Below are 20922 nucleotides of genomic sequence, written 5' to 3' on the forward strand. Positions count from 1 at the left end.
TTTGCCCTTAATTTTAAGACTAGTGGCAAATGGCCGATTTGCGCGCCCAGGCGACATAAGGTCGGGCGGTAGGCGAGGGTTGGAGCGGGGGGGGGGGAATCGGCTATTCAGCGCAGGACTGGGTCGAATTTGAAGCGGCGCCCGACAATCGCGGTAATTACCCAGGCGCTGGCGGAAATGGCGCAGGCGCTCAGAGAAAGGATCTGCCAATAATTCGACGTTGCGTTGAGCCCCAGGATGCCGGTGGCGATTGTCAGGAAAAGAAACAACCAGGTGGTCTTGGTCATGATCGGCTCGCTTAGAAAATCCAGTGTTCAGAAGTGCTGACGGTCTGTGCGTCTTGTGCCAGTTGGACAGAGGGTTGACCGTTGGCTGTCATCACCGCCAATTGTGCTCGTTGCTGGGTCTGATGGCTGCCTGTGTGGCTGAGTTGTGCCGCATCGCTGTCGCTACTGTTCTGGAATTGGAACATCACTAAGACGGCCAGGGCCAGTGCATTCAGAAGCAGGAGGGTGCTGTTCATGGGTGTTTCCCCGTGTTCACGTTCACGTGCAGGACAGATTGATAAGGGTAAAGAGTGCAGTCATCGTGCCAGTTGCAATATCGATAAAATTCCTTTTAAAACAATAAGTTATGATGATCTCAAAAGTATGGCTCGTTGCAAGATGCAATGATGGCCTTTCGTGCTAATGCATTTTGCACGATAGGAATTGGCAGCCTTGCAGGCATGGGCCGCTCACGGGTCGGGAGTGGTAGCGGCTTACACCTAAAAAGGTGACGGACGACATGACAAAACTCACCTTGGCCGTTAACATGCACGCCGTCTGTCGCAGTGCAATTTGGCTCTGCGCCTGTCATTAGTCCCAGTAGCTCAATTGGATAGAGCATCCCCCTCCTAAGGGGAAGGTTGGCCGTTCGAACCGGCCCTGGGACACCATTTGCAGTCCCGCCGCCTACCCGGCCGTGACGTGAAAAAAACCCGACCAGATCGCTCTGGCGGGTTTTTTTTATGGGGGCCTGTTTTCTTGGCCGTTTGGCCAGTGCCTTTGGGCGGGTTGGCGAGATATATTGTCAAAACCTTGTACCTCGTCCCCTGTCTGGGTACGTCTGACACGTAGCTGAACAGCGAAGGAACTGTTGGGTGTCGAGTTCATCGAAGGCTGCATGCTTCGACGATCTCGAGATTGTCTCGTTTGCCGGATCAAAATACCCCCGGGTGCCTTTGTAGTTGGGTACCTGGGTTTAACGACGCTTCGCCCTCAGGCTAGTGTGAATAGCCTGACACCCACTGCAAGGAGCCGCTCGGACCGCCGATGCGCCAGATCTGGAAATCTTTTCGAGCCCTTTATTTTGCCTCCTTGATGATGCTGATCGGCTCCGGCCTGCTCAGTACTTACCTGGCCTTGCGCCTGGCGGCGGATAACGTCGACAGCCTGTGGGTCGGTGCGCTGATGGCCGCCAACTATTTTGGCTTGGTGCTGGGCGGCAAGATCGGGCATCGCCTGATCGCCCGGGTGGGTCATATACGCGCCTATGCTACCTGTGCCGGGATTGTCGGCGCGGCGGTGCTGGGTCATGGTCTGGTGGATTGGCTGCCGGCCTGGATTGTCCTGCGGATAATTGTCGGCCTGGGCATGATGTGCCAGTACATGGTCATCGAGAGCTGGCTCAACGAACAGGCGGATGCCAAGCAGCGGGGCGTGGTGTTCAGCGGTTATATGATCGCCTCGTACCTGGGCCTGGTGCTGGGCCAGTTGATTTTGGTCATGCACCCTCAGTTGGGGCTTGAGCTGCTGATGCTGGTGGCATTGTGTTTTGCCCTGTGTCTGGTGCCGGTCGCCATGACCCGGCGTATTCACCCTGCGCCTTTGCATCCGGCGCCCATGGAGCCGCGCTTTTTTATCCAGCGCGTGCCGCAGTCCCTGAGTACGGTCTTGGGGGCCGGCCTGATCGTCGGTTCCTTCTACGGCTTGGCGCCACTGTATGCAGCCCAGCAGGGGCTGAGTACCGAGCAGGTCGGTCTGTTCATGGGTAGCTGCATTTTTGCCGGCCTGTTGGTGCAATGGCCGTTGGGCTGGCTATCGGATCGCTATGATCGTGCGTTGCTGATTCGCTGTTTCGCCCTGTGCCTGGCGGTGGCTGCATTGCCGCTGGCGATCATGACTCATGTGCCGCTGGAAGTGCTGTTTGTGGTCGGCTTCCTGTGTTCATTGGTGCAGTTCTGCCTTTATCCGCTGGCCGTGGCGTTTTCCAATGACCATGTCGAAGGTGATCGTAGGGTGTCCCTCACGGCGATGTTGCTGGTGACCTATGGGGTGGGCGCGAGTATCGGGCCGTTGCTGGCAGGTGTGGTCATGAAGCTGTTTGGCAACCAGATGCTCTATGCGTTCTTCAGCTTGTGCGCGTTGATCCTGGTCTGGCGCATTCGACCCAAGGCTGTGACCAACCTGCATCAGGTGGACGACGCGCCGCTGCATCACGTGGCAATGCCCGACAGCATGTCCAGTTCACCCTTGGTGGCAGCCCTCGATCCGCGTGTAGATGAGCAGGTGGTCCAGGACCAGATGCAAACTGCCGCGCCTGAGCCTGGGCCCGATGCAGAGCCCGAGGTGGAGTTCGGTGGGGAGCCGCAACCCGAGCCCGAGCCACCGGAACATCCCGATCCGGATGATCACCCGCACGACCTGAGCCGGGCCCGTCCCTGAAGCATAAAAAAACGGGCAGTTCCCAAAGGAACTGCCCGTTTTTTTATGCCTGTGGTTCGACGTTTACACGTCATCATCTTTATCGAACCGTCGCGCCTCGCGCTGCAGTTGGTAGACAAAACGCTCGACCTGGCGCTGCACCAGACCGCTCATATTGTGGAAGCGCACGCCGGCAAAGGTGGTGTTGATCCTTTCTTCAAAGTGCAGGTAACGCAACTCCACTGCCGTGGTCATGCTGCCAAAGGGCAGGGCGGCGATGAAGCGGTCGTAGACTTGCCCCAGTTGCAGGCGCTCGGAGATGTCACCTTCAAAGCGCAGCTTGCAGCCGGTGGCGGAGATATCCAGCAACTTGCCGCTGATGGGCGCCTTGAGTTTCTCGCCGCCCAATTCGATATTTACCAGTTGCGCCAGTTTCAATGCTGCGCGAAAGGCATTGCGCCGCTGATGGTAGATCACTTCTTCCGGCAGGCTGCCCTTGTAGATGCGGTGGCCGTCCTTTGCGCCAATGGTCAAAGTACCATTGCTCTCCCAGGCCACGCGCACGCCCTCATGAAAGCCTTCGATACGAAACGCTTCGCCATTCTCCAGGTAGCGCTCGCCGTCCCGGGGGACCATCTCGTCCAGGCTCAGGGTCTTGCTATCCTTGTCGACCTCCACCAGGTAGCTCTGGAAGCGCTGGTTGCGTTCGTGGAAGGTGATGATCAGCGGGTCGTGGCTCTCTTGCAGCAGCCGCAGGGTGCTGGCAATTTCCAGAGGAGTGGTGAGGACCTTGGGTGGCTGCGGAGCATCTTCCGCGCTAAGGGTGTTGAACACGGTTCTTCCATCTCCAGACAAAATACGACTACACGCAAGAACCGGCATTTTGCCAGCATGTGGCGTGCCTTGATAGGGCGCGCGATAAACCGGCGTCAGGCTTGGCTGAGGGTGCTGGGCTTGACCAGCCGTGAGGTGGAGCCTTGGGCGTTATACAGTGCTGGAGGTTCGCCACCATGCAGGATGCGCAACTGGTTGGCGGTGGTGGCTTGCTGCAGTTGGATCGACTGGCCATTGAGTACATTGGCCTCTTGGCAGTTGATCAACAACTGATTGAGTGCTGAGCTCTGGGCCAGCAACTGGTCGCCGACCGACGAATGGCTGGCCAGCTGTTCCAGGCCGCTGTGGTCAGCGGGCAGGCCCAGGCTGAGCAGGATCTGGCTGCGTTTCTGGCCGTGTTGTTCGAGCAGGATGATCAGCGATTGCTTGCGTGCCAGGATATCTTCCAGCAGGCGCATATCGCGGCCATAGAGGGCCACGAATTCTTCTTGAAGCAGCTCCAGCAGGTGTTGCGCGGGAGCCAGGTCTTCATTGATCAGTTGCAGCAGATTTTCGTCGTGCATGGCTGGCCTTGGGGTTTAAGCGTCCAAAAGCCTGGCGCAGGCCTTTGCCTAGCGCTCGGCTTTGATGATTTTGCCGGCTAAACGGTCGTTGTCGATCTGATAGCTGCCATCGGCAATCGCCTGTTTCAACTCGGCCACGCGGGCTTTATTGACAACCGGCTGATCGCGCAGCGAGTCCGTGATCTTCTGCAACTGTTGAGCCTCGTTGCTCAAATGTACCGATTCGCCACTTTGGGTCGAAGCGGTTTGTTCTGCCTTGGCGGGCAGTGCCGGGGCCTTGGCTTCAACGCTGTCTTTGGCCGCGTTGGTACGCGTGCCGCCGGGCGTTGCCTGGGCGCTGTTCAATCGGCTGAAATCAATGACCATGTTAAAAAACCTCTGGGTATTTGGACGCTTGCCATGTTTTCGGCCATACCCGGACAAACTTTAGGCTCGATCGACAATAAACCTGTACACAGCGAGAACATGGGCACAGTGTAGGAAAAGCCAGCCTCCCACGCCAGTGATCTATAACGCCACCTCCACCTGGCCAGGGGCCGTTACCCGCGCCTTGATCACACGCTTGGAGTTGAGGTTCTTCACGCGAATCTGTTCGCTCATCCCGCCGTTGGCCAGCGCTTCCCCCGGCATTTTCACGTTCAGGCCGCCGCTGCTGGCGGATATCACCACCTGGTCGCCCTTGCGCACCACTTCTGCCTGTTCCAGGTGAACCAGGGTAATGACCTGGTCGGTGACCATTGGTCGGGTCAGTTTCTGCCCGACGGCCTGGTCCACGGAGGTGAGATAGCCCTGACTAATCTGGCTGATATCCCGTTCACGCAGCGCAACGTCTTCAAAGCCGATGATGCCGGTACGCTTGAGCGGGCGAGTGACGGTCACTACGTCACGAAACAGACGGACCTGGGCCGGCACGAACACGGTCCAGGGCGAGCTGCCGTCGCAGCGCACGCGCACGGTCACACGGCCGATGGGCTGGGCGGGGCTTTCCAGGGAACCTGTCAATTCCTTGTCGCACATGGGCATGCGCAAACGCGGGTCCAACTGGTTGACCTGGATTTCATAACGGCCCGGTGTCTGGGTGGTTGCCAGATAATCTTCTACAGTGAACTCAAGAAAGCCTTGAGTGACGCCGATAAGTAGATCAGGCAAGGTGACGTTGTCGGCACGGGCCTGGTGGCCTGCGCCCAAGGCAAGCAAAGCCATCCAGGCGCAGAGCAATCTGCGGTACTGTGGCGAGCGAAGGCGTCGGGAAACTGTCGTTTTGATGTCCATGGCCAATAAAAAGCAAAGCGCGTGCCGTTTCGTGTTGGGCACGCGTCGTACCCGTAAGTTTTGTAGCGTAGGAGTCTGGGCATGGCGGGTGTAATGGATTCAGTGAACCAGCGCACACAGCTGGTAGGGCAGAATCGCCTGGAGTTGTTGCTGTTTCGACTCGATGGCAAGCAGCTATATGGCATCAACGTCTTCAAGGTGCGGGAGGTGCTGCAATGTCCCAAGCTCACCATAATGCCCAAGTCCAACCCGGTGGTGTGTGGCGTGGCCAACATCCGTGGCTCGACGATTCCGATTCTTGACCTGGCGATGGCCACCGGTTCTGCTGGTTTGCAGGATCGCGAGAGCCCGTTTGTGATCATCACCGAGTACAACACCAAGACCCAGGGTTTCCTGGTGCGCTCGGTGGAACGTATCGTTAACATGAACTGGGAAGAGATCCATCCACCACCCAAGGGCACCGGGCGTGATCACTACCTCACGGCAGTGACGCGGGTCGATAACCAGTTGGTGGAAATCATCGACGTGGAGAAGATCCTCGCGGAGGTGGCGCCGACTTCGGAGCATATTTCGGTGGGTGTGGTGGATGAACAGACCCAGCAGAAGGCCGTGTCCCTGCGGGTGTTGACGGTGGATGACTCCTCTGTGGCACGCAAGCAGGTGTCCCGTTGCCTGCAGACCGTTGGTGTCGAAGTGGTGGCACTCAATGACGGCCGCCAGGCCCTGGACTATCTGCGCAAGCTGGTGGACGAAGGCAAGAAGCCGGAAGAAGAGTTCTTGATGATGATTTCCGACATCGAGATGCCGGAAATGGACGGCTACACCCTCACGGCCGAGATACGCAACGACCCACGCATGCAAAAATTGCATATCATCCTGCATACTTCATTGTCCGGTGTATTCAACCAGGCAATGGTCAAGAAGGTCGGTGCCGATGACTTCCTGGCCAAATTCCGTCCTGATGACCTGGCTTCCCGGGTCGTCGAACGGATCAAATCTGCAGATCACGGCTAGGGGCTTTCTCCCTGGCGGTCACACGAGTTAAGAGGCGGTTTCATTGTCTACGGGTAATTTGGATTTCGAACAGTTCCGGGTATTCCTGGAAAAAGCCTGTGGCATATTGCTCGGTGAAAACAAGCAATACCTGGTATCAAGCCGCCTCAACAAATTGATGGAACAGCAGGGCATCAAGTCCCTGGGCGAGTTGGTGCAGCGCATCCAGGGCCAACCGCGCAGCGGGCTCAAGGAGATGGTGGTCGATGCCATGACCACCAACGAAACCCTGTGGTTTCGTGATACCTACCCCTTTGAGGTGCTCAAGAACAAGGTACTGCCCGAGGCCATCAAAGCCAGTCCAGGCCAGCGCTTGCGCATCTGGTCGGCGGCGTGTTCATCGGGGCAGGAACCCTATTCGCTGTCGATGTCCATCGATGAGTTCGAGCGGACCAACATGGGCCAGTTGAAGGCAGGGGTGCAAATTGTTGCCACTGACTTGTCCGGCACCATGCTGACCAACTGCAAGACCGGCGAATACGACAGCCTGGCCCTGGGGCGCGGTCTGTCCCAGGAGCGCTTGCAGCGCTACTTCGACCCCAAGGGTGCCGGGCGCTGGGCGGTCAAGGCGCCGATCAAGAGCCGGGTGGAGTTCCGCTCGTTCAACCTGCTGGACAGCTACGCCAGCCTCGGCAAGTTCGATATCGTGTTTTGTCGCAACGTATTGATCTACTTCTCGGCTGAAGTGAAGAAGGACATCCTGTTGCGCATCCACGGCACGCTCAAGCGCGGTGGCTATCTGTTTCTCGGTGCATCCGAGGCGCTGAACGGCTTGCCGGATCATTACCAGATGGTGCAGTGCAGCCCGGGCATTATCTACCAGGCTAAATAACCCCCCCTCCCACATTTGTTTGTGTCACACCTTGGATAGCGGCAACTGCCCATTGCCGCTTTCCTGACGTTTCGCGGAAAGCGCTTGCCGCTTTTCCGGCATTGCCACCGGCAATATCTCCCTAACCCCTTGATTTATTGGACCTGAAAAACCTGGCATGGCGCTTGCTATATCCCTGTTACGAAAAGCAGGTCAGCCCCTAAAGGTTTCCGCCATGAGCATCAGCTTCGATAAAGCGCTCGGTATCCACGAACAAGCCCTGGGCTTCCGCGCCCAGCGTGCCGAAGTCCTGGCTAACAACATCGCCAACGCCGACACCCCGAACTACAAGGCTCGGGACCTGGACTTTGCCGCCGTGCTCGCCGCACAGAGCGACAAGACCAAGAACGGCTCCTTCGCTTTGAACATGACCAATAACCGTCATATCGAAGCGCAGGGCCTGAGCAGTGGCGATGAGTCGCTGATGTATCGCACGCCGATGCAGCCGTCGATCGACCAGAACACCGTCGACGCGCAGTTGGAACAATCGAACTACGCCGAGAACTCGGTGAACTTCCAGGCCAGCTTCACCCTGCTCAACAGCAAATTCAAAGGGCTGATGTCAGCCCTGCGCGGAGAGTAAGCCATGTCTCTATCCAGTGTTTTCAATATTGCCGGTAGTGGCATGAGCGCCCAGACCACGCGTCTGAACACGGTCGCCAGTAACATTGCCAACGCCGAGACGGTGTCGTCGAGTATCGACCAGACCTACCGCGCACGGCACCCGGTGTTTGCCACCATGTTCCAGGCCGGTCAGAACGGCGGCAGCGACTCGTTGTTCCAGAGCCAGGATGCTGCCGGCCAGGGCGTCCAGGTGTTGGGTGTGGTCGAAGACCAGAGCAACCTTGACGCGCGCTACGAACCCAATCATCCCGCCGCGAACGAAAAGGGCTACGTGTACTACCCCAACGTCAACGTGGTCGAGGAAATGGCCGACATGATTTCCGCCAGCCGCTCGTTCCAGACCAACGCGGAAATGATGAACACCGCCAAAGCCATGATGCAGAAGGTCCTGACCCTCGGTCAGTGATAAGGGGCGCTAAAGAATGTCCGTCACTAACGATGTGTCGAGTCAATCGACGATCCAGAGCCTGTTCGACTCCAAGGTCAAGGATGCCAAGTCCAGCCAGGGCAACCTGGCCGATACCGCCAAGGCGGCCTCGGGCAACCAGTCCCTGGGCAAGGATGCATTCCTGCAACTGCTGGTCACTCAGTTGAAGAACCAGAACCCGCTGTCGCCCCAGGACAACGGCGCGTTCGTGGCGCAACTGGCGCAGTTCAGCAGCCTGGAAGGCATCAACACCTTGAACGACTCGGTGAACACCATCACCGGCAACTACAAGTCGTCGCAGGCGCTGCAAGCCTCGTCGCTGGTGGGGCGCTCGGTGATTATCGAAACCAACAAGGCCATGGTCGACACCAGCAAGAGCTTTACCGGTTCGGTCGCCGTGGGTTCGTCGGTGGGCAACGTCACCGTCAAGGTCACCGACAAGGACGGCAATCTGGTCAAGACCATCGAACTGGGTGCCCAGAGCGCCGGCAAGTCGGACTTTATCTGGGACGGCAAGAACGAAGCAGGCGAGCAGCTTGACTCTGGCACCTACACCTTCGCGGCCAGCACCAAGAATGACGCCGGTGATCCGGTTGCCTTGAAAACCTCGCTGCCGGCCACGGTCACCAGCGTGACCTTGAGCCAGACCGGCGGCGAAATGCTGCTCAATCTTTCTGGCGGCATGGGCAGCATCAAGCTGTCGCAAATTCAGACTATCGGTACATAGAGCCGGCTAAATACGGCAAGAGGAGAGAAACATGTCTTTTAATATCGGCCTTAGCGGCCTCTATGCGGCCAACAAACAACTGGACGTGACCGGCAACAACATCGCCAACGTCGCGACCACCGGTTTCAAGTCGTCACGCGCAGAGTTCGGCGACATTTATGCAGCGTCCCGACTGGGCACTGGCAACAAAACCATCGGTACCGGCGTGAACCTGGCGGCGGTTTCCCAGCAATTCACCCAGGGTGAAGTCAACGGTAGCGGTGGCGTGTTGGACATGGGTATCCAGGGCGGCGGCTTCTTCGTACAGAAGGGCAGCGACGGTTCGCTGGAGTACACCCGTAATGGCTCGTTCCAGGCGAACAAGGACGGCTACATCACCAACAACACCGGCACTTCGCGCCTGCAGGGTTATGCGGCCGATGAAGACGGCAAAATCTCCAAGAGCGGCCTGACCGACCTGCGGATCAACCTGTCCAACTTGCCGCCTAAAGCGTCGACCAAGGTTGACTCCAGCAGCAACCTGAATTCCTCCAAGCCGGTGATCGACCAGACGACCAGCCCGTTTGATCCGACGGTAGCCAGCTCGTTTACCGAGCAGTACGGCACCACCTTGTATGACACTCAAGGCAATGCCCATGAGATGGTGCAGTACATGGTGAAAACCGGCTCCAATACGTGGAAATCCTACACCCTGATCGATGGGCGTAACCCTGACGGTACGCCGGTCAAGGGAACGGGTGCGGTTGCTCCGGTGGCCTCCACGGTGACATTTGATACATCAGGCACCCTGAAGGGGATCATTACCCCGCCAAGCACTGTATCCAATACCACCCTGACCATCAGCAACTGGAAGCCGGGCGTCATGCAGAACGGCGTGTGGAACCCCGACAACGGGGCTGCTGCCAACCCGGGCGGTATCGCGATCAACATGTCCGATATCACTCAGTACAACTCGGCCAGCTACCGCAACCCGCCGATCACTGATGGCTACGCCACCGGCGAAATCACCGGGCTGAAAATCGACGGCAGCGGTGTACTGTTCGCTACCTTCAGCAACCAGCAGAGCAAGGCCATCGGCCAGATCTCCCTGGCCAGCTTCAACAATGAGCAAGGCCTGCAGCCGGCAGGTGGCACGACCTGGAAAGAAACCTTCGCTTCGGGCCAGCCTGGCTACGATGCACCAGAATCCGGGACCCTGGGTTCGATCGTGGCCAACTCCCTGGAGAACTCCAACGTCAACCTGACCAACGAGCTGGTGGACCTGATCAAGGCCCAGAGCAACTATCAGGCGAACGCCAAAACCATCTCCACCCAGAGCACCATCATGCAGACCATCATTCAGATGACCTGATGCGCTAGCGCTGCACAAGAAGCCCCTCTCCAGAGGGGCTTTTTTATGCCTGTAGGAAAAGCGCCGGAGCAGCATTGGGTTACGCACTGAAATGCTTGGGAAAGGAACGCTTCAATCCAGCTGAACCACTGATCGGGGCAAGAGCCCAGGGGGCTTATCGATCAATGGGGGCTGAAAATGTGGAACTCCGGAGTGTCCGCGCCAGGTATTGGGCGCATGGCTTTTGGGCCGACTGTTGCGCGTCGGGAGCCTGCTCCCATCGAACCTGCCAGCGAAGTGTCAGCGGTCAAGGCGTTGCTCAACCAGTTGTTCGAGGCCGAGCAAACCTCCAAGACCCAGACGGCTCGGGACTTGCGCGACAAGTTGAATGAGCTGCGCCAGAAGTTGGGTGATGAGAAATTCAAGGAGGCGCTTAACAAGCTGCTCCAGGAAGGGGATGACAAGTTTCTGCAGTTTCTCAAGCGGATGCTGGACGAGTGGTTTCCCAGCGATGATGTAGCCCCTCCGTCGCCCAGAGGTGGCGGCGGAGGTGGAGGCGGTGGCGGTAGGGTGAATCCTGCTAATTTCGGTCCTACCGAGCGCATGAGCAATAAGCCGATCACCAGCGGTGCTAACTATTTCAACTACAAGCCCGACAAGAGCAACCCCGGGAAGAAACCGGACAATATCTGGAGTGGCTTCAGCCAGGGGCCTGATGGCAATTGCGTAACGGTTTCTGCCATAAAGGCCGCAATGATGCATTTCGGCCAGAAGCCTACGGACATTTTCAAGGATGTGAAGGAGACGAGCACAGGCTATGACGTGACCATGCGCGATGGCTTCAAGCTGTCCTTGTCCAGGGATGAGGTGCGTCAGGCGGCTACCCACGCGCGTTTCAATGGGGATGACCCGGCAATGATGACCGATGCCAACTTCTTGTTTGCCGCCAGTGCCAAGCGTGCACAACTGGAAAACAATGATGGCAGGGCTGGACGCAGTTTCATGGCGGCGATGAGCAGTCTCAATGATGGTGAGTACGCGCGTGAAGGTCTGGACCGCCTGGGCCTGAAGGGGCATTACCGGCCAGCCACGGATGCCGACTTGCGAAATAGCAAGGTGGGGACCGTGGAATACAAAGGTCATTCAATGGCTGTGATCAACGGCCGTATCGAGTTGTGGGGGAAGCGAGGCATTCAGCCTGAGTCGGGTATAGCAACCGTATTGTTTTAGATTGCACTGCAGTTTTTGCCAGGCAAAAGAAAACCCCCGATACACCATAGGCCTATCGAGGGCTTTTTATCCTTGGGGGGTTAAACCCAAGGTGCTGTCAGCTTACTGGCAGGCTTCGCAATCCGGCTCGTCGATCGCACAGGCCTTAGGCACTGGCGCTGGGCCGGCGGGCGCTGCGAGAACCGAATCATCACCGTGGTTACCGCTGGATACAGCGTTCAGCTTGCCGGTGTTGATGGTCGACTTCTCGGTGCTGGTCGCGGCCAGGGCACGGAGGTAGTAAGTGGTTTTCAGGCCACGGTACCAAGCCATGCGGTAGGTCACGTCCAGCTTCTTGCCCGAAGCGCCGGCGATGTACAGGTTCAGGGACTGGGCCTGGTCGATCCACTTCTGACGACGGCTGGCGGCGTCAACGATCCACTTGGTGTCCACTTCGAAGGCGGTCGCGTAGAGCTCTTTGAGTTCTTGCGGGATGCGCTCGATCTGCTGTACCGAACCGTCGTAGTACTTCAGGTCGTTGATCATCACCGAGTCCCACAGGCCACGGGCTTTCAGGTCGCGGACCAGGTACGGGTTGATCACGGTGAATTCGCCCGACAGGTTCGATTTCACATACAGGTTCTGGTAGGTCGGTTCGATCGACTGCGACACGCCAGTGATGTTGGCGATGGTTGCGGTCGGTGCGATGGCCATGATGTTGGAGTTACGAATACCTTTCTGCACACGGGCACGTACCGGCGCCCAGTCCAGGGTTTCGTTGAGGTCAACGTCGATGTACTTCTGGCCACGCTGCTCGATCAGGATCTGTTGCGAATCCAGCGGCAGGATGCCCTTGGACCACAGCGAACCCTGGAACGTCTCGTAGGCGCCGCGCTCGTCGGCCAGGTCGCAGGAAGCCTGGATCGCGTAGTAGCTGACCGCTTCCATGGACTTGTCGGCGAACTCGACCGCTGCATCCGAACCGTAAGGAATGTGCTGCAGGTACAGCGCATCCTGGAAGCCCATGATGCCCAGGCCAACCGGACGGTGCTTGAAGTTGGAGTTCTGCGCCTGTGGCACCGAGTAGTAGTTGATGTCGATAACGTTATCGAGCATGCGTACGGCGGTGTTGACAGTGCGTTCCAGCTTGGCGGTGTCCAGCTTGCCGTTGACGATGTGGTTCGGCAGGTTGATCGAGCCCAGGTTGCAAACGGCGATCTCGTCCTTGTTGGTGTTCAAGGTGATCTCGGTGCACAGGTTCGAGCTGTGGACCACGCCCACGTGCTGCTGCGGGCTGCGCAGGTTGCATGGATCCTTGAAGGTCAGCCATGGGTGGCCGGTTTCGAACAGCATCGACAGCATCTTGCGCCACAGGTCTTTGGCCTGGATGGTCTTGAACAGCTTGATCTTGCCTGGGTACTGGGACAGGGCTTCGTAGTACTCGTAGCGCTCTTCGAAGGCCTTGCCGGTCAGGTCGTGCAGGTCTGGCACTTCGGAGGGCGAGAACAGGGTCCACTGGCCGTCATCGAAGACGCGCTTCATGAACAGGTCAGGGATCCAGTTGGCAGTGTTCATGTCGTGGGTACGACGACGATCATCACCGGTGTTCTTGCGCAGCTCGATGAACTCTTCAATGTCCATGTGCCAGGTTTCCAGGTACGCACACACAGCGCCTTTGCGCTTGCCGCCCTGGTTTACCGCGACGGCGGTGTCGTTCACTACCTTGAGGAACGGCACGACGCCCTGGGACTTGCCGTTGGTGCCCTTGATGTACGAACCCAGTGCACGGACCGGAGTCCAGTCGTTGCCCAGGCCGCCAGCGAATTTGGACAGCATGGCGTTGTCGTGGATCGCGTGATAGATGCCCGACAGGTCATCCGGCACGGTGGTCAGGTAGCAGCTCGACAGCTGTGGACGCAGGGTGCCGGCGTTGAACAGGGTCGGGGTCGACGACATGTAGTCGAAGGACGACAGCAGGTTGTAGAACTCGATGGCACGGTCTTCTTTGTTCTTCTCTTCGATCGCCAGGCCCATGGCCACGCGCATGAAGAACACCTGCGGCAGTTCGAAACGGATCCCGTCCTTGTGGATGAAATAACGGTCGTACAGGGTTTGCAGGCCCAGGTAGGTGAACTGCTGGTCACGCTCGTGGTTGATTGCCTTGCCGAGTTTTTCCAGGTCGAAGGTGGCCAGGATCGGGTTCAGCAATTCGAATTCGATACCCTTGGCGATGTAGGCAGGCAGGGCCTTGGCGTACAGGTCGGCCATTTCGTGGTGGGTGGCGCTATCGGCCACGCCGAGGAAGCCCAGGCCTTCGGCACGCAGGGTGTCCATCAGCAGGCGGGCGGTCACGAACGAGTAGTTCGGCTCGCGTTCAACCAGGGTACGGGCGGTCATCACCAGGGCGGTGTTGACGTCGGTCAGGGCCACGCCGTCGTACAGGTTCTTCAGGGTTTCACGCTGGATCAGGTCGCCATCGACTTCTTCCAGGCCTTCGCAGGCTTCGGTGATGATGGTGTTCAGGCGGCCCAGGTCCAGCGGCGCGAACGAACCATCAGCCAGGGTGATGCGGATCGACGGGTGGGCTTGCACGGCTTCGGCGGACGGTGCGTGTACAGCACGTTCCTTGGCGCGCGAGTCGCGGTAGATCACGTAGTCGCGGGCCACTTTCTGCTCGCCGGCGCGCATCAGGGCCAGTTCGACCTGGTCCTGGATTTCTTCGATGTGGATGGTGCCGCCCGACGGCATGCGACGCTTGAAGGTCGCGGTGACTTGTTCGGTCAGACGGGCAACGGTGTCGTGGATACGCGACGAAGCGGCAGCGGTGCCGCCTTCAACTGCAAGAAACGCTTTGGTGATGGCGACGGTGATTTTGTCATCGGTGTAAGGAACGACAGTGCCGTTACGCTTGATCACGCGCAATTGGCCGGGCGCGGTGGCGGACAGATCCATATTCGAATCAGCGCCCTGCGGCACGGAGCCTTGCGGGTTCTCGCGAGTTGTGTCGGTTTGCATGGGGGGTTGTCTCCACATTCTATATTTATTTGGGCACCATCACGGTGCCCACCGTTCCGTCCTGAAGCACTTACAACAGGCCTTCGCCTGGCATAACAACCTCGGGACAGGAGGAAGGGAGCTGTTCGCGCCGCTTCCATGCCGAAGTCTTCGGTTCCAAGCCCTGGGCTCTTTACCGTATTCCTGTGTGGGTGTCGTTTGTATTGCAACACCCGTACCGCTTTCTCCCATTTGGGCTTGAAAACAGTCGCCATCCGCGTGCGCGGTTTGGGCTTTCGAAAAAGGTTTAAGTTCCACCAAACAGGAGCAAGAAAGCACTTGAGTTTCTTGTCTGATTTGTGTTTGGTCTTTTTGCTTGAAACCCTACATGTAGGGTTTTTTTTGCAGCGAGGTACAAGATAATGCGTTTTGGGGGGCTTAGCAACGCACTACCTGTGGATAACGCTGTGGGTAAAATGTGTATGAAAGGTGGAACCGCCGTGTAGGCCGCAGTACTGCTGCATCGCACCGTTTGTCACCGAATATTCCAAGCTGAAAACACCCGGTTGGATTTTTGCGGGCGCGAACCCTATCACAAAAAAACGCGATCACCGAATGCATTTCCTGGCTTGTGTTCAAGGGCTGGGCCATGGCTACAATCGGCCTTCATTCGTGCGATATCTTGCTCACTCCACATGACAACTGTAGGAGCGAGCTTGCTCGCGAAGGGCGTCAACGATAACGCTGAGTTGCGCAATGAACGCGGCGCCCTTGGTTTCTTCGCGGGCAAGCCCGCTCCTACAATAATTAGAGTTGAGGTAGCGCATGGAGCAAGAAGCCTGGCAGGTATTGATTGTCGAGGATGACCAGCGCCTGGCTGAGTTGACCCGTGACTACCTGGAAAGCAACGGCCTGCGGGTCTCCATCGAGGGCAACGGCGCCCTGGCGGTGGCGCGGATCATTTCCGAGCAGCCGGACTTGGTGATCCTCGACCTGATGCTGCCCGGCGAAGACGGCCTGAGCATCTGCCGCAAGGTGCGCGAGCGCTACGACGGGGTGATCCTGATGCTCACCGCGCGTACCGACGACATGGACCAAGTCCTGGGCCTGGACATGGGGGCCGATGACTATGTGTGCAAGCCGGTGCGCCCACGCCTGCTGCTGGCGCGGATCCAGGCGTTGCTGCGGCGCAGCGAAAGCGCCGAGCCCGCCGCCCCGGAAAAACAGCGGCGCCTGCAATTCGGGCCACTGGTGGTGGACAACGCCTTGCGCGAAGCCTGGCTGCACGATGGCGGCATCGAGCTGACCAGTGCCGAATTCGATCTGTTGTGGTTATTGGTGGCCAATGCCGGGCGCATCCTGTCCCGGGAAGAGATCTTCACCGCCCTGCGCGGTATTGGCTACGACGGCCAGGACCGCTCCATTGACGTGCGCATCTCGCGGATCCGCCCGAAAATCGGCGACGATCCCATCCACCCGCGCCTGATCAAGACCATTCGCAGCAAAGGCTACCTGTTCGTCCCCGAAGCCGCCGCCGATATGCTGTCGTGAACTCGATCTTCCTGCGTATCTATGGCGGCATGTGCGCGGCGCTGATCCTCGTGGCCCTGCTTGGCGTACTGGCGCTGCACCTGCTCAATGAGGCGCGCAGCGGCCAGTATCGCGAGCGTCTGGCCCACGGCACTTTTGCCCTGATGGGCGACAACCTGCAGCCGATGAGCAGCATCGAGCGCCGGCGCGCCCTGGCGGTGTGGGGGCGATTGCTGGGGATTCCCTTGCAATTGGAGGCGGTGGCGGATGCCCGCCTGGACCTGGGCCAGCGCAATCGACTGCAGCGTGGCCAGGTCCTGGTGGAGCAGACCGGGCCCCATGCGGCCCGGGTGTTGCGCCTGGTCAGTGAGAAAGAGCAACTGCTGCTCACCGGCGAAGTGCAGCAGATCAGTGAGCAACTTGCCCGGGCCACCATTTATTTGCTGGCTGACGAACTGGTGCGTTTTCCAGTGGCCGAGCAGCCGCAACGCTTGGCCGACCTGAAAGAGGCCAAGGGGTTTGGCTTTGACATGCACCTGCTCAAGCTGGACGAAGCGGACATGGACGAGGACCAGCGCCGTCGCGTGGCCGAAGGCGACACGGTGATGGCCCTGGGCAAGGGCGGCGACTCGATCCGTGTGTTTGCCGGTATGGTCGGCACGCCGTGGGTCCTGGAAATCGGCCCTCTGTACCAGATGAATCCTTACCCGGCGCAATGGCTGGTGCTGATTGCCTTGATTGGCCTGACCCTGATCGGCCTGATCGTGTATTTGCTGGTGCGCCAGCTAGAGCGCCGCCTACGCGGGCTCGAAGCGGCTGCCACGCGCATCGCCAAAGGCAACCTGGAAGCGCGGGTGCCGGCGCGCGGTGCCGACTCGGTAGGGCGCCTGGCGGCGGCGTTCAACGGCATGGCCGAGCACTTGCAGCGCCTGCTGGCGATTCAGCGTGAACTGGTGCGCGCGGTGTCCCATGAATTACGAACCCCCGTGGCGCGCCTGCGTTTTGGCCTGGAGATGATCGGCGACGCCGCCACACCCGAAGCCCGGCGTAAATATATGGAAGGCATGGACAGTGATATCCAGGACCTCGACGGCCTGGTGGATGAGATGCTCACCTATGCGCGCTTGGAACAGGGCTCGCCGGCCCTGAGTTTCCAGCGGGTCGACCTGAGTGCCTTGCTCGACCAGGTGATCGGCGAGCTGGCGCCCTTGCGGCCGGGGATCGATGTGGCGCGGGGCGTGTGTCTGTCATCGACGCACCTGGACGCGGCCTGGGTCGATGCCGAACCGCGCTACCTGCACCGCGCCCTGCAAAACCTGGTGAGCAATGCCATGCGCCATGCGCACTCGCGGGTGTTGATCAGTTACCAGGTGGGCCAGGTGCGGTGCCGTATCGACGTCGAAGACGATGGTCCTGGCGTGCCGGAAAGCGCCTGGGAGCGGATTTTTACCCCATTCCTGCGCCTGGATGACAGCCGTACACGCGCCTCGGGTGGGCATGGCCTGGGTTTGTCGATTGTGCGGCGGATTATCTACTGGCACGGCGGCCGGGCATTGATTAGCAAGAGCAACAACCTGGGTGGGGCCTGCTTCAGCCTGAGTTGGCCAAGGGATCAGGACAAGACTTGAGAGAGTCATCGCAGGCAAGCCAGCTCCCACAACTGACTGCATTCCAAGGGATGTGCTCGGTCAACTGTGGGAGCTGGCTTGCCTGCGATAGCTATCTATCAGGCGCCGACAGCTACCAGGCTCAACAACTGCCCGCCATTCACCGCAAACTGCCCCTCCAGCTCCTTGCCATAACACCACTCACTGGACAAATCCGTCAGCAATCGCAAGCGCAAAAATCCTGAATCGGACCACTCCACCACCTCGGCATGCTCAAAATAGAAACGCTTGTGCACAATTGGGTAGAGCGCCTTGAACAGGCTTTCCTTGGCCGAAAACGTCAGGGTCACCAGATGCGCAATCTGCTCCCGTGGTCCTGTGGCCATGCGCTGCATTTCAGCCGGGGTAAGGATTTCCCCGGCCAGGCGCTCGGCCCGTTCAAGGGGCAGCAGGTTTTCCAGGTCCATGCCCAGCCCACGCCATTGCGTCTTATGCCCGACGATGGCGGCGGCATGCCCGGTGCTGTGGGTGATCGAGCCGCTGATATGGGGGGGCCACACCGGCGCGCGGTCCTCGCCGATGGCGGGGATAAAGTCCAGGCCTTCGAGCTGTTGCAAGGCGCTGCGCGCACACAACCGGCCGGCAAGAAATTCCGCCTGCCGCTTGGCCACCGAACGTTGGATACTGGCCGGCGGCGGTACGGCGCAGCGCAGGAAGTCGCCGGGTTCGAGCAATTTTGGCTCGAAGTGGGTGCTCAGGAACACCGTGCCGGGCAAGGTGGCGGGCAGCGGCCAATGGTCGTCAAGTGGGGTGCAGCAGGCGGGTATCGGGTTCATGCCGGCTATTCTGCACGGGGCGGGACCTGCCTGGGTAGCCCGCCGGTTCAGACTGTGTTCAGTTCAACCGCCGTAAACTGCCCTGGCATACCTTCAGGGCCGCTATGATGGTTCCCTGCGGGACAGTGGATTGGCCTTGGAGAGCGTTATGAAATTGCTGGTTGTCGAAGATGAGGCGTTGTTGCGCCATCACCTGTTGACCCGTCTTGGCGACAGCGGCCACGTGGTCGAAGCCGTGGCCAACGCCGAAGAGGCGCTGTACCAGACCGGGCAATTCAATCATGACCTGGCGATCATCGACCTGGGCCTGCCGGGCATGGGCGGCCTGGACCTGATCCGTCAACTGCGGGCCCAGGCCAAGACCTTCCCGATCCTGATCCTGACCGCGCGCGGCAACTGGCAGGACAAGGTCGAAGGCCTGGCGGCCGGCGCCGATGACTATGTGGTCAAGCCCTTCCAGTTCGAAGAGCTGGAGGCGCGGATGAACGCCCTGTTGCGCCGCTCCAGCGGTTTTACCCAATCGACCATCGTCGCCGGCCCGTTGCTGCTGGACCTCAACCGCAAGCAGGCGTCCCTGGACGAACAGCCCCTGGCGCTGACGGCCTATGAGTACCGGATCCTCGAATACCTGATGCGCCACCACCAGCAAGTGGTGGCCAAGGATCGGTTGATGGAACAACTCTATCCCGATGACGACGAGCGCGATCCGAACGTGATCGAAGTGCTCGTCGGCCGCCTGCGTCGCAAGCTCGAGGCCCCGGCGGGGTTCAAGCCCATCGACACTGTACGCGGCCTGGGCTACCTGTTTAACGAGCGCTGCCGTTGATTCGTTCGCTGCGTGTGCGCCTGATGCTGGCGGCCACCACCCTGGCCGTGTTGTTCATGCTGGCGCTGTTGCCGGCGATGCAGGGCGCCTTCAGCCTGGCGTTGCAGGATTCCATCGAGCAGCGCCTGGCGTCGGATGTGACCACGCTGATCTCTGCCGCACGGGTCGATAACAATCGCTTGCTGATGCCGGCGCAACTGCCGGACGAGCGCTTCAACCTGACCGATAGCCGCTTGCTGGGCTACATCTATGACCGTGAAGGCCATCTGGTCTGGCGTTCGCGGGCGACCAGGGAAGAAAACATCAACTACCGGCCTCGCTACGACGGGCGCGGTAATGAGTTTGCGAAGATTCGCGAGGCCAACGGCCAGGAATTCTTCGTGTATGACGTCGAGGTCAAGCTGCTGGGGGGCAAGAGCGCGGCGTTCAGTATTGTCGCCCTGCAACCGGTGCGCGAATATCAGGTGACCCTCGAAGGCCTGCGGGAAAACCTCTACCTGGGCTTCGGCGCCGCCTTGCTAGTGTTGTTGAGCCTGCTGTGGATCGGTCTGACTTGGGGCTTGCAGGCCTTGCGCCGGCTGAGCCAGGAGCTGGATGAAATCGAAGGCGGCACCCGTGAAAGCCTCAGCGAGCAACACCCGCGGGAGCTGCTGCGCCTGACCGGTTCCCTTAACCGCCTGCTGCACAGCGAGCGCGAGCAACGCACCCGTTACCGCGACTCCCTGGACGACCTGGCCCACAGCCTGAAAACCCCGCTGGCGGTATTGCAGGGCGTGAGTGAAGACATGGCCCAGCGCCCTCAGGACCTTGAACAGGCGCGGGTCCTGCAGTCGCAGATCGAGCGCATGAGCCAGCAGATCAGCTATCAATTGCAGCGCGCCAGCCTGCGTAAAAGCGGCCTGGTACGCCACCAGGTGCGTCTGCGCCCGGTGTTGCAAAGCCTGTGCGACACCCTCGACAAGGTCTACCGCGACAAGCGCGTGCGCGTGTCTTTCGCGCTGCCGGAGCAGTGCGACGTGCCCATCGAGCAGGGCGCCTTGCTGGAGCTGCTCGGCAACCTCCTGGAAAACGCCTACCGCCTGTGCCTGGGCGAAGTGCGCGTGACGCTGGATGAAAGTGCCGATGGCGTACGCTTGTGTATCGAAGACGATGGTCCCGGTGTGCCTGCCGACCAACGTGCGCGGATCCTGCAGCGCGGCGAACGCCTGGATCGCCAGCATCCTGGGCAGGGGATCGGATTGGCGGTGGTCAAGGACATTATTGAAAGCTATGGCGCGCGGTTGACCCTGGGGGATTCGCCTTTAGGGGGCGCGGCGTTCAGGATTCATTTTCCGGCGGTGTGATCTTTATTGGATCCGCCGGCCGCATCGCAGCATCGGTATCTACACAACTTTGCCGCAGCGCCTAAATCCAGGCAGATAGCGCAGTTGTGGCGAGCGGGCTTGCCCCGCGCTGGGCTGCGAAGCAGCCCCAATAAGCCGAATGCGTTGTACCAGATACACCGCAGCGGCTGGTTTTGGGGCTGCTTCGGTGTT

20 protein-coding genes and 1 tRNA gene are annotated in these 20922 nt (G+C 59.4%); 13 read left to right on the plus strand and 8 right to left on the minus strand.

Annotated elements, in window-relative coordinates; genetic code table 11:
* Positions 1-107 precede the first annotated feature (107 nt).
* Both HBO09_RS21240 and HBO09_RS21245 read right to left on the minus strand, forming a co-directional pair.
* Entirely contained in the window at positions 108-287 is a 180-nt protein-coding gene (locus HBO09_RS21240) for a PA3371 family protein (RefSeq protein ID WP_169999235.1), read from the minus strand.
* Between the two features lie 11 nt (positions 288-298).
* Complete coding sequence (locus HBO09_RS21245; RefSeq protein ID WP_169999234.1) at positions 299-523, minus strand: hypothetical protein; 225 nt, start codon at positions 521-523, stop codon at positions 299-301.
* 337 nt (positions 524-860) lie between these two features.
* Between HBO09_RS21245 and HBO09_RS21250 the strand changes: the two genes are divergently transcribed.
* Positions 861-937 (plus strand) — tRNA-Arg (locus tag HBO09_RS21250).
* A 376-nt stretch (positions 938-1313) separates the two neighbouring features.
* A complete protein-coding gene (locus tag HBO09_RS21255; protein WP_169999222.1) occupies positions 1314-2705 on the plus strand; it encodes an MFS transporter in 1392 nt (463 codons plus the stop codon).
* Between the two features lie 63 nt (positions 2706-2768).
* On the opposite strand, the gene HBO09_RS21260 is transcribed toward HBO09_RS21255, so the two are convergent.
* The 4 genes from HBO09_RS21260 to flgA form a co-directional block, all read right to left on the minus strand.
* Positions 2769-3518: a flagellar brake protein gene (locus HBO09_RS21260; protein WP_169999221.1), complete on the minus strand. Its 750-nt coding sequence runs from the start codon at positions 3516-3518 to the stop codon at positions 2769-2771.
* 95 nt (positions 3519-3613) lie between these two features.
* A complete protein-coding gene (locus HBO09_RS21265) occupies positions 3614-4081 on the minus strand; it encodes a flagellar protein FlgN (protein ID WP_169999220.1) in 468 nt (155 codons plus the stop codon).
* A 48-nt stretch (positions 4082-4129) separates the two neighbouring features.
* Entirely contained in the window at positions 4130-4447 is a 318-nt protein-coding gene (flgM, locus tag HBO09_RS21270; RefSeq protein ID WP_057960432.1) for a flagellar biosynthesis anti-sigma factor FlgM, read from the minus strand.
* A gap of 141 nt (positions 4448-4588) precedes the next feature.
* Entirely contained in the window at positions 4589-5353 is a 765-nt protein-coding gene (flgA, locus tag HBO09_RS21275) for a flagellar basal body P-ring formation chaperone FlgA (protein ID WP_169999219.1), read from the minus strand.
* An 81-nt stretch (positions 5354-5434) separates the two neighbouring features.
* Here flgA and HBO09_RS21280 point away from each other — a divergent pair, with 81 nt between their 5' ends.
* The 7 genes from HBO09_RS21280 to HBO09_RS21310 all read left to right on the plus strand — a co-directional run bounded on the left by HBO09_RS21280 (position 5435) and on the right by HBO09_RS21310 (position 11615).
* Complete coding sequence (locus HBO09_RS21280) at positions 5435-6367, plus strand: chemotaxis protein CheV (RefSeq protein ID WP_029294483.1); 933 nt, start codon at positions 5435-5437, stop codon at positions 6365-6367.
* Between the two features lie 43 nt (positions 6368-6410).
* Positions 6411-7238: a protein-glutamate O-methyltransferase CheR gene (gene cheR / locus HBO09_RS21285; protein ID WP_029294484.1), complete on the plus strand. Its 828-nt coding sequence runs from the start codon at positions 6411-6413 to the stop codon at positions 7236-7238.
* A gap of 214 nt (positions 7239-7452) precedes the next feature.
* The gene (flgB, locus tag HBO09_RS21290) at positions 7453-7860 is read left to right on the plus strand and encodes a flagellar basal body rod protein FlgB (RefSeq protein ID WP_057439685.1); all 408 of its coding nucleotides are present in this window, start codon (positions 7453-7455) and stop codon (positions 7858-7860) included.
* A gap of 3 nt (positions 7861-7863) precedes the next feature.
* Complete coding sequence (gene flgC / locus HBO09_RS21295; protein WP_029294486.1) at positions 7864-8307, plus strand: flagellar basal body rod protein FlgC; 444 nt, start codon at positions 7864-7866, stop codon at positions 8305-8307.
* Between the two features lie 16 nt (positions 8308-8323).
* Complete coding sequence (gene flgD, locus HBO09_RS21300) at positions 8324-9055, plus strand: flagellar hook assembly protein FlgD (protein WP_169999218.1); 732 nt, start codon at positions 8324-8326, stop codon at positions 9053-9055.
* A 31-nt stretch (positions 9056-9086) separates the two neighbouring features.
* Entirely contained in the window at positions 9087-10406 is a 1320-nt protein-coding gene (gene flgE / locus HBO09_RS21305; protein ID WP_169999217.1) for a flagellar hook protein FlgE, read from the plus strand.
* A gap of 216 nt (positions 10407-10622) precedes the next feature.
* Positions 10623-11615, plus strand: coding sequence for a hypothetical protein (locus HBO09_RS21310; protein WP_262381296.1), 993 nt, complete (start codon positions 10623-10625; stop codon positions 11613-11615).
* A 102-nt stretch (positions 11616-11717) separates the two neighbouring features.
* On the opposite strand, the gene HBO09_RS21315 is transcribed toward HBO09_RS21310, so the two are convergent.
* Positions 11718-14609 carry a ribonucleoside-diphosphate reductase subunit alpha gene (locus HBO09_RS21315; protein ID WP_169999216.1) on the minus strand — a complete coding sequence of 964 codons (2892 nt, stop codon included), beginning with the start codon at positions 14607-14609 and terminating at the stop codon, positions 11718-11720.
* An 804-nt stretch (positions 14610-15413) separates the two neighbouring features.
* Between HBO09_RS21315 and HBO09_RS21320 the strand changes: the two genes are divergently transcribed.
* Positions 15414-16139, plus strand: a complete 726-nt coding sequence (locus HBO09_RS21320; protein ID WP_169999215.1) for a response regulator — start codon at positions 15414-15416, stop codon at positions 16137-16139.
* Entirely contained in the window at positions 16136-17746 is a 1611-nt protein-coding gene (locus HBO09_RS21325) for an ATP-binding protein (RefSeq protein WP_169999214.1), read from the plus strand. Before HBO09_RS21320 ends, HBO09_RS21325 begins: the two co-directional genes overlap by 4 nt.
* A gap of 98 nt (positions 17747-17844) precedes the next feature.
* Here HBO09_RS21325 and HBO09_RS21330 read toward each other — a convergent pair whose 3' ends face one another.
* Positions 17845-18561 (minus strand): 4'-phosphopantetheinyl transferase superfamily protein, encoded by a 717-nt coding sequence (locus HBO09_RS21330; RefSeq protein ID WP_169999213.1) that lies wholly within the window; start codon positions 18559-18561, stop codon positions 17845-17847.
* Positions 18562-18709: 148 nt separating this feature from the next.
* Between HBO09_RS21330 and HBO09_RS21335 the strand changes: the two genes are divergently transcribed.
* A complete protein-coding gene (locus HBO09_RS21335; protein ID WP_057960423.1) occupies positions 18710-19387 on the plus strand; it encodes a response regulator transcription factor in 678 nt (225 codons plus the stop codon).
* Positions 19384-20730: an ATP-binding protein gene (locus HBO09_RS21340; RefSeq protein WP_169999212.1), complete on the plus strand. Its 1347-nt coding sequence runs from the start codon at positions 19384-19386 to the stop codon at positions 20728-20730. Before HBO09_RS21335 ends, HBO09_RS21340 begins: the two co-directional genes overlap by 4 nt.
* Positions 20731-20922 lie beyond the last annotated feature (192 nt).

Origin of the sequence: Pseudomonas sp. WS 5027 (assembly GCF_012985695.1) — a bacterium.
GTDB classification, from domain to species: Bacteria; Pseudomonadota; Gammaproteobacteria; order Pseudomonadales; family Pseudomonadaceae; genus Aquipseudomonas; species Aquipseudomonas hygromyciniae.

What these genes read in the sequence shown, in the direction of transcription:
- HBO09_RS21240 (WP_169999235.1), bottom strand. Translation starts at nt 287, where the DNA reads ATGACCAAGACCACCTGGTTGTTTCTTTTCCTGACAATCGCCACCGGC.
- HBO09_RS21245 (WP_169999234.1), bottom strand. Translation starts at nt 523, where the DNA reads ATGAACAGCACCCTCCTGCTTCTGAATGCACTGGCCCTGGCCGTCTTA.
- HBO09_RS21255 (WP_169999222.1), top strand. Translation starts at nt 1,314, where the DNA reads ATGCGCCAGATCTGGAAATCTTTTCGAGCCCTTTATTTTGCCTCCTTG.
- HBO09_RS21265 (WP_169999220.1), bottom strand. Translation starts at nt 4,081, where the DNA reads ATGCACGACGAAAATCTGCTGCAACTGATCAATGAAGACCTGGCTCCC.
- flgM (WP_057960432.1), bottom strand. Translation starts at nt 4,447, where the DNA reads ATGGTCATTGATTTCAGCCGATTGAACAGCGCCCAGGCAACGCCCGGC.
- flgA (WP_169999219.1), bottom strand. Translation starts at nt 5,353, where the DNA reads ATGGACATCAAAACGACAGTTTCCCGACGCCTTCGCTCGCCACAGTAC.
- HBO09_RS21280 (WP_029294483.1), top strand. Translation starts at nt 5,435, where the DNA reads ATGGCGGGTGTAATGGATTCAGTGAACCAGCGCACACAGCTGGTAGGG.
- flgB (WP_057439685.1), top strand. Translation starts at nt 7,453, where the DNA reads ATGAGCATCAGCTTCGATAAAGCGCTCGGTATCCACGAACAAGCCCTG.
- flgC (WP_029294486.1), top strand. Translation starts at nt 7,864, where the DNA reads ATGTCTCTATCCAGTGTTTTCAATATTGCCGGTAGTGGCATGAGCGCC.
- flgD (WP_169999218.1), top strand. Translation starts at nt 8,324, where the DNA reads ATGTCCGTCACTAACGATGTGTCGAGTCAATCGACGATCCAGAGCCTG.
- flgE (WP_169999217.1), top strand. Translation starts at nt 9,087, where the DNA reads ATGTCTTTTAATATCGGCCTTAGCGGCCTCTATGCGGCCAACAAACAA.
- HBO09_RS21310 (WP_262381296.1), top strand. Translation starts at nt 10,623, where the DNA reads ATGGCTTTTGGGCCGACTGTTGCGCGTCGGGAGCCTGCTCCCATCGAA.
- HBO09_RS21315 (WP_169999216.1), bottom strand. Translation starts at nt 14,609, where the DNA reads ATGCAAACCGACACAACTCGCGAGAACCCGCAAGGCTCCGTGCCGCAG.
- HBO09_RS21320 (WP_169999215.1), top strand. Translation starts at nt 15,414, where the DNA reads ATGGAGCAAGAAGCCTGGCAGGTATTGATTGTCGAGGATGACCAGCGC.
- HBO09_RS21330 (WP_169999213.1), bottom strand. Translation starts at nt 18,561, where the DNA reads ATGAACCCGATACCCGCCTGCTGCACCCCACTTGACGACCATTGGCCG.
- HBO09_RS21335 (WP_057960423.1), top strand. Translation starts at nt 18,710, where the DNA reads ATGAAATTGCTGGTTGTCGAAGATGAGGCGTTGTTGCGCCATCACCTG.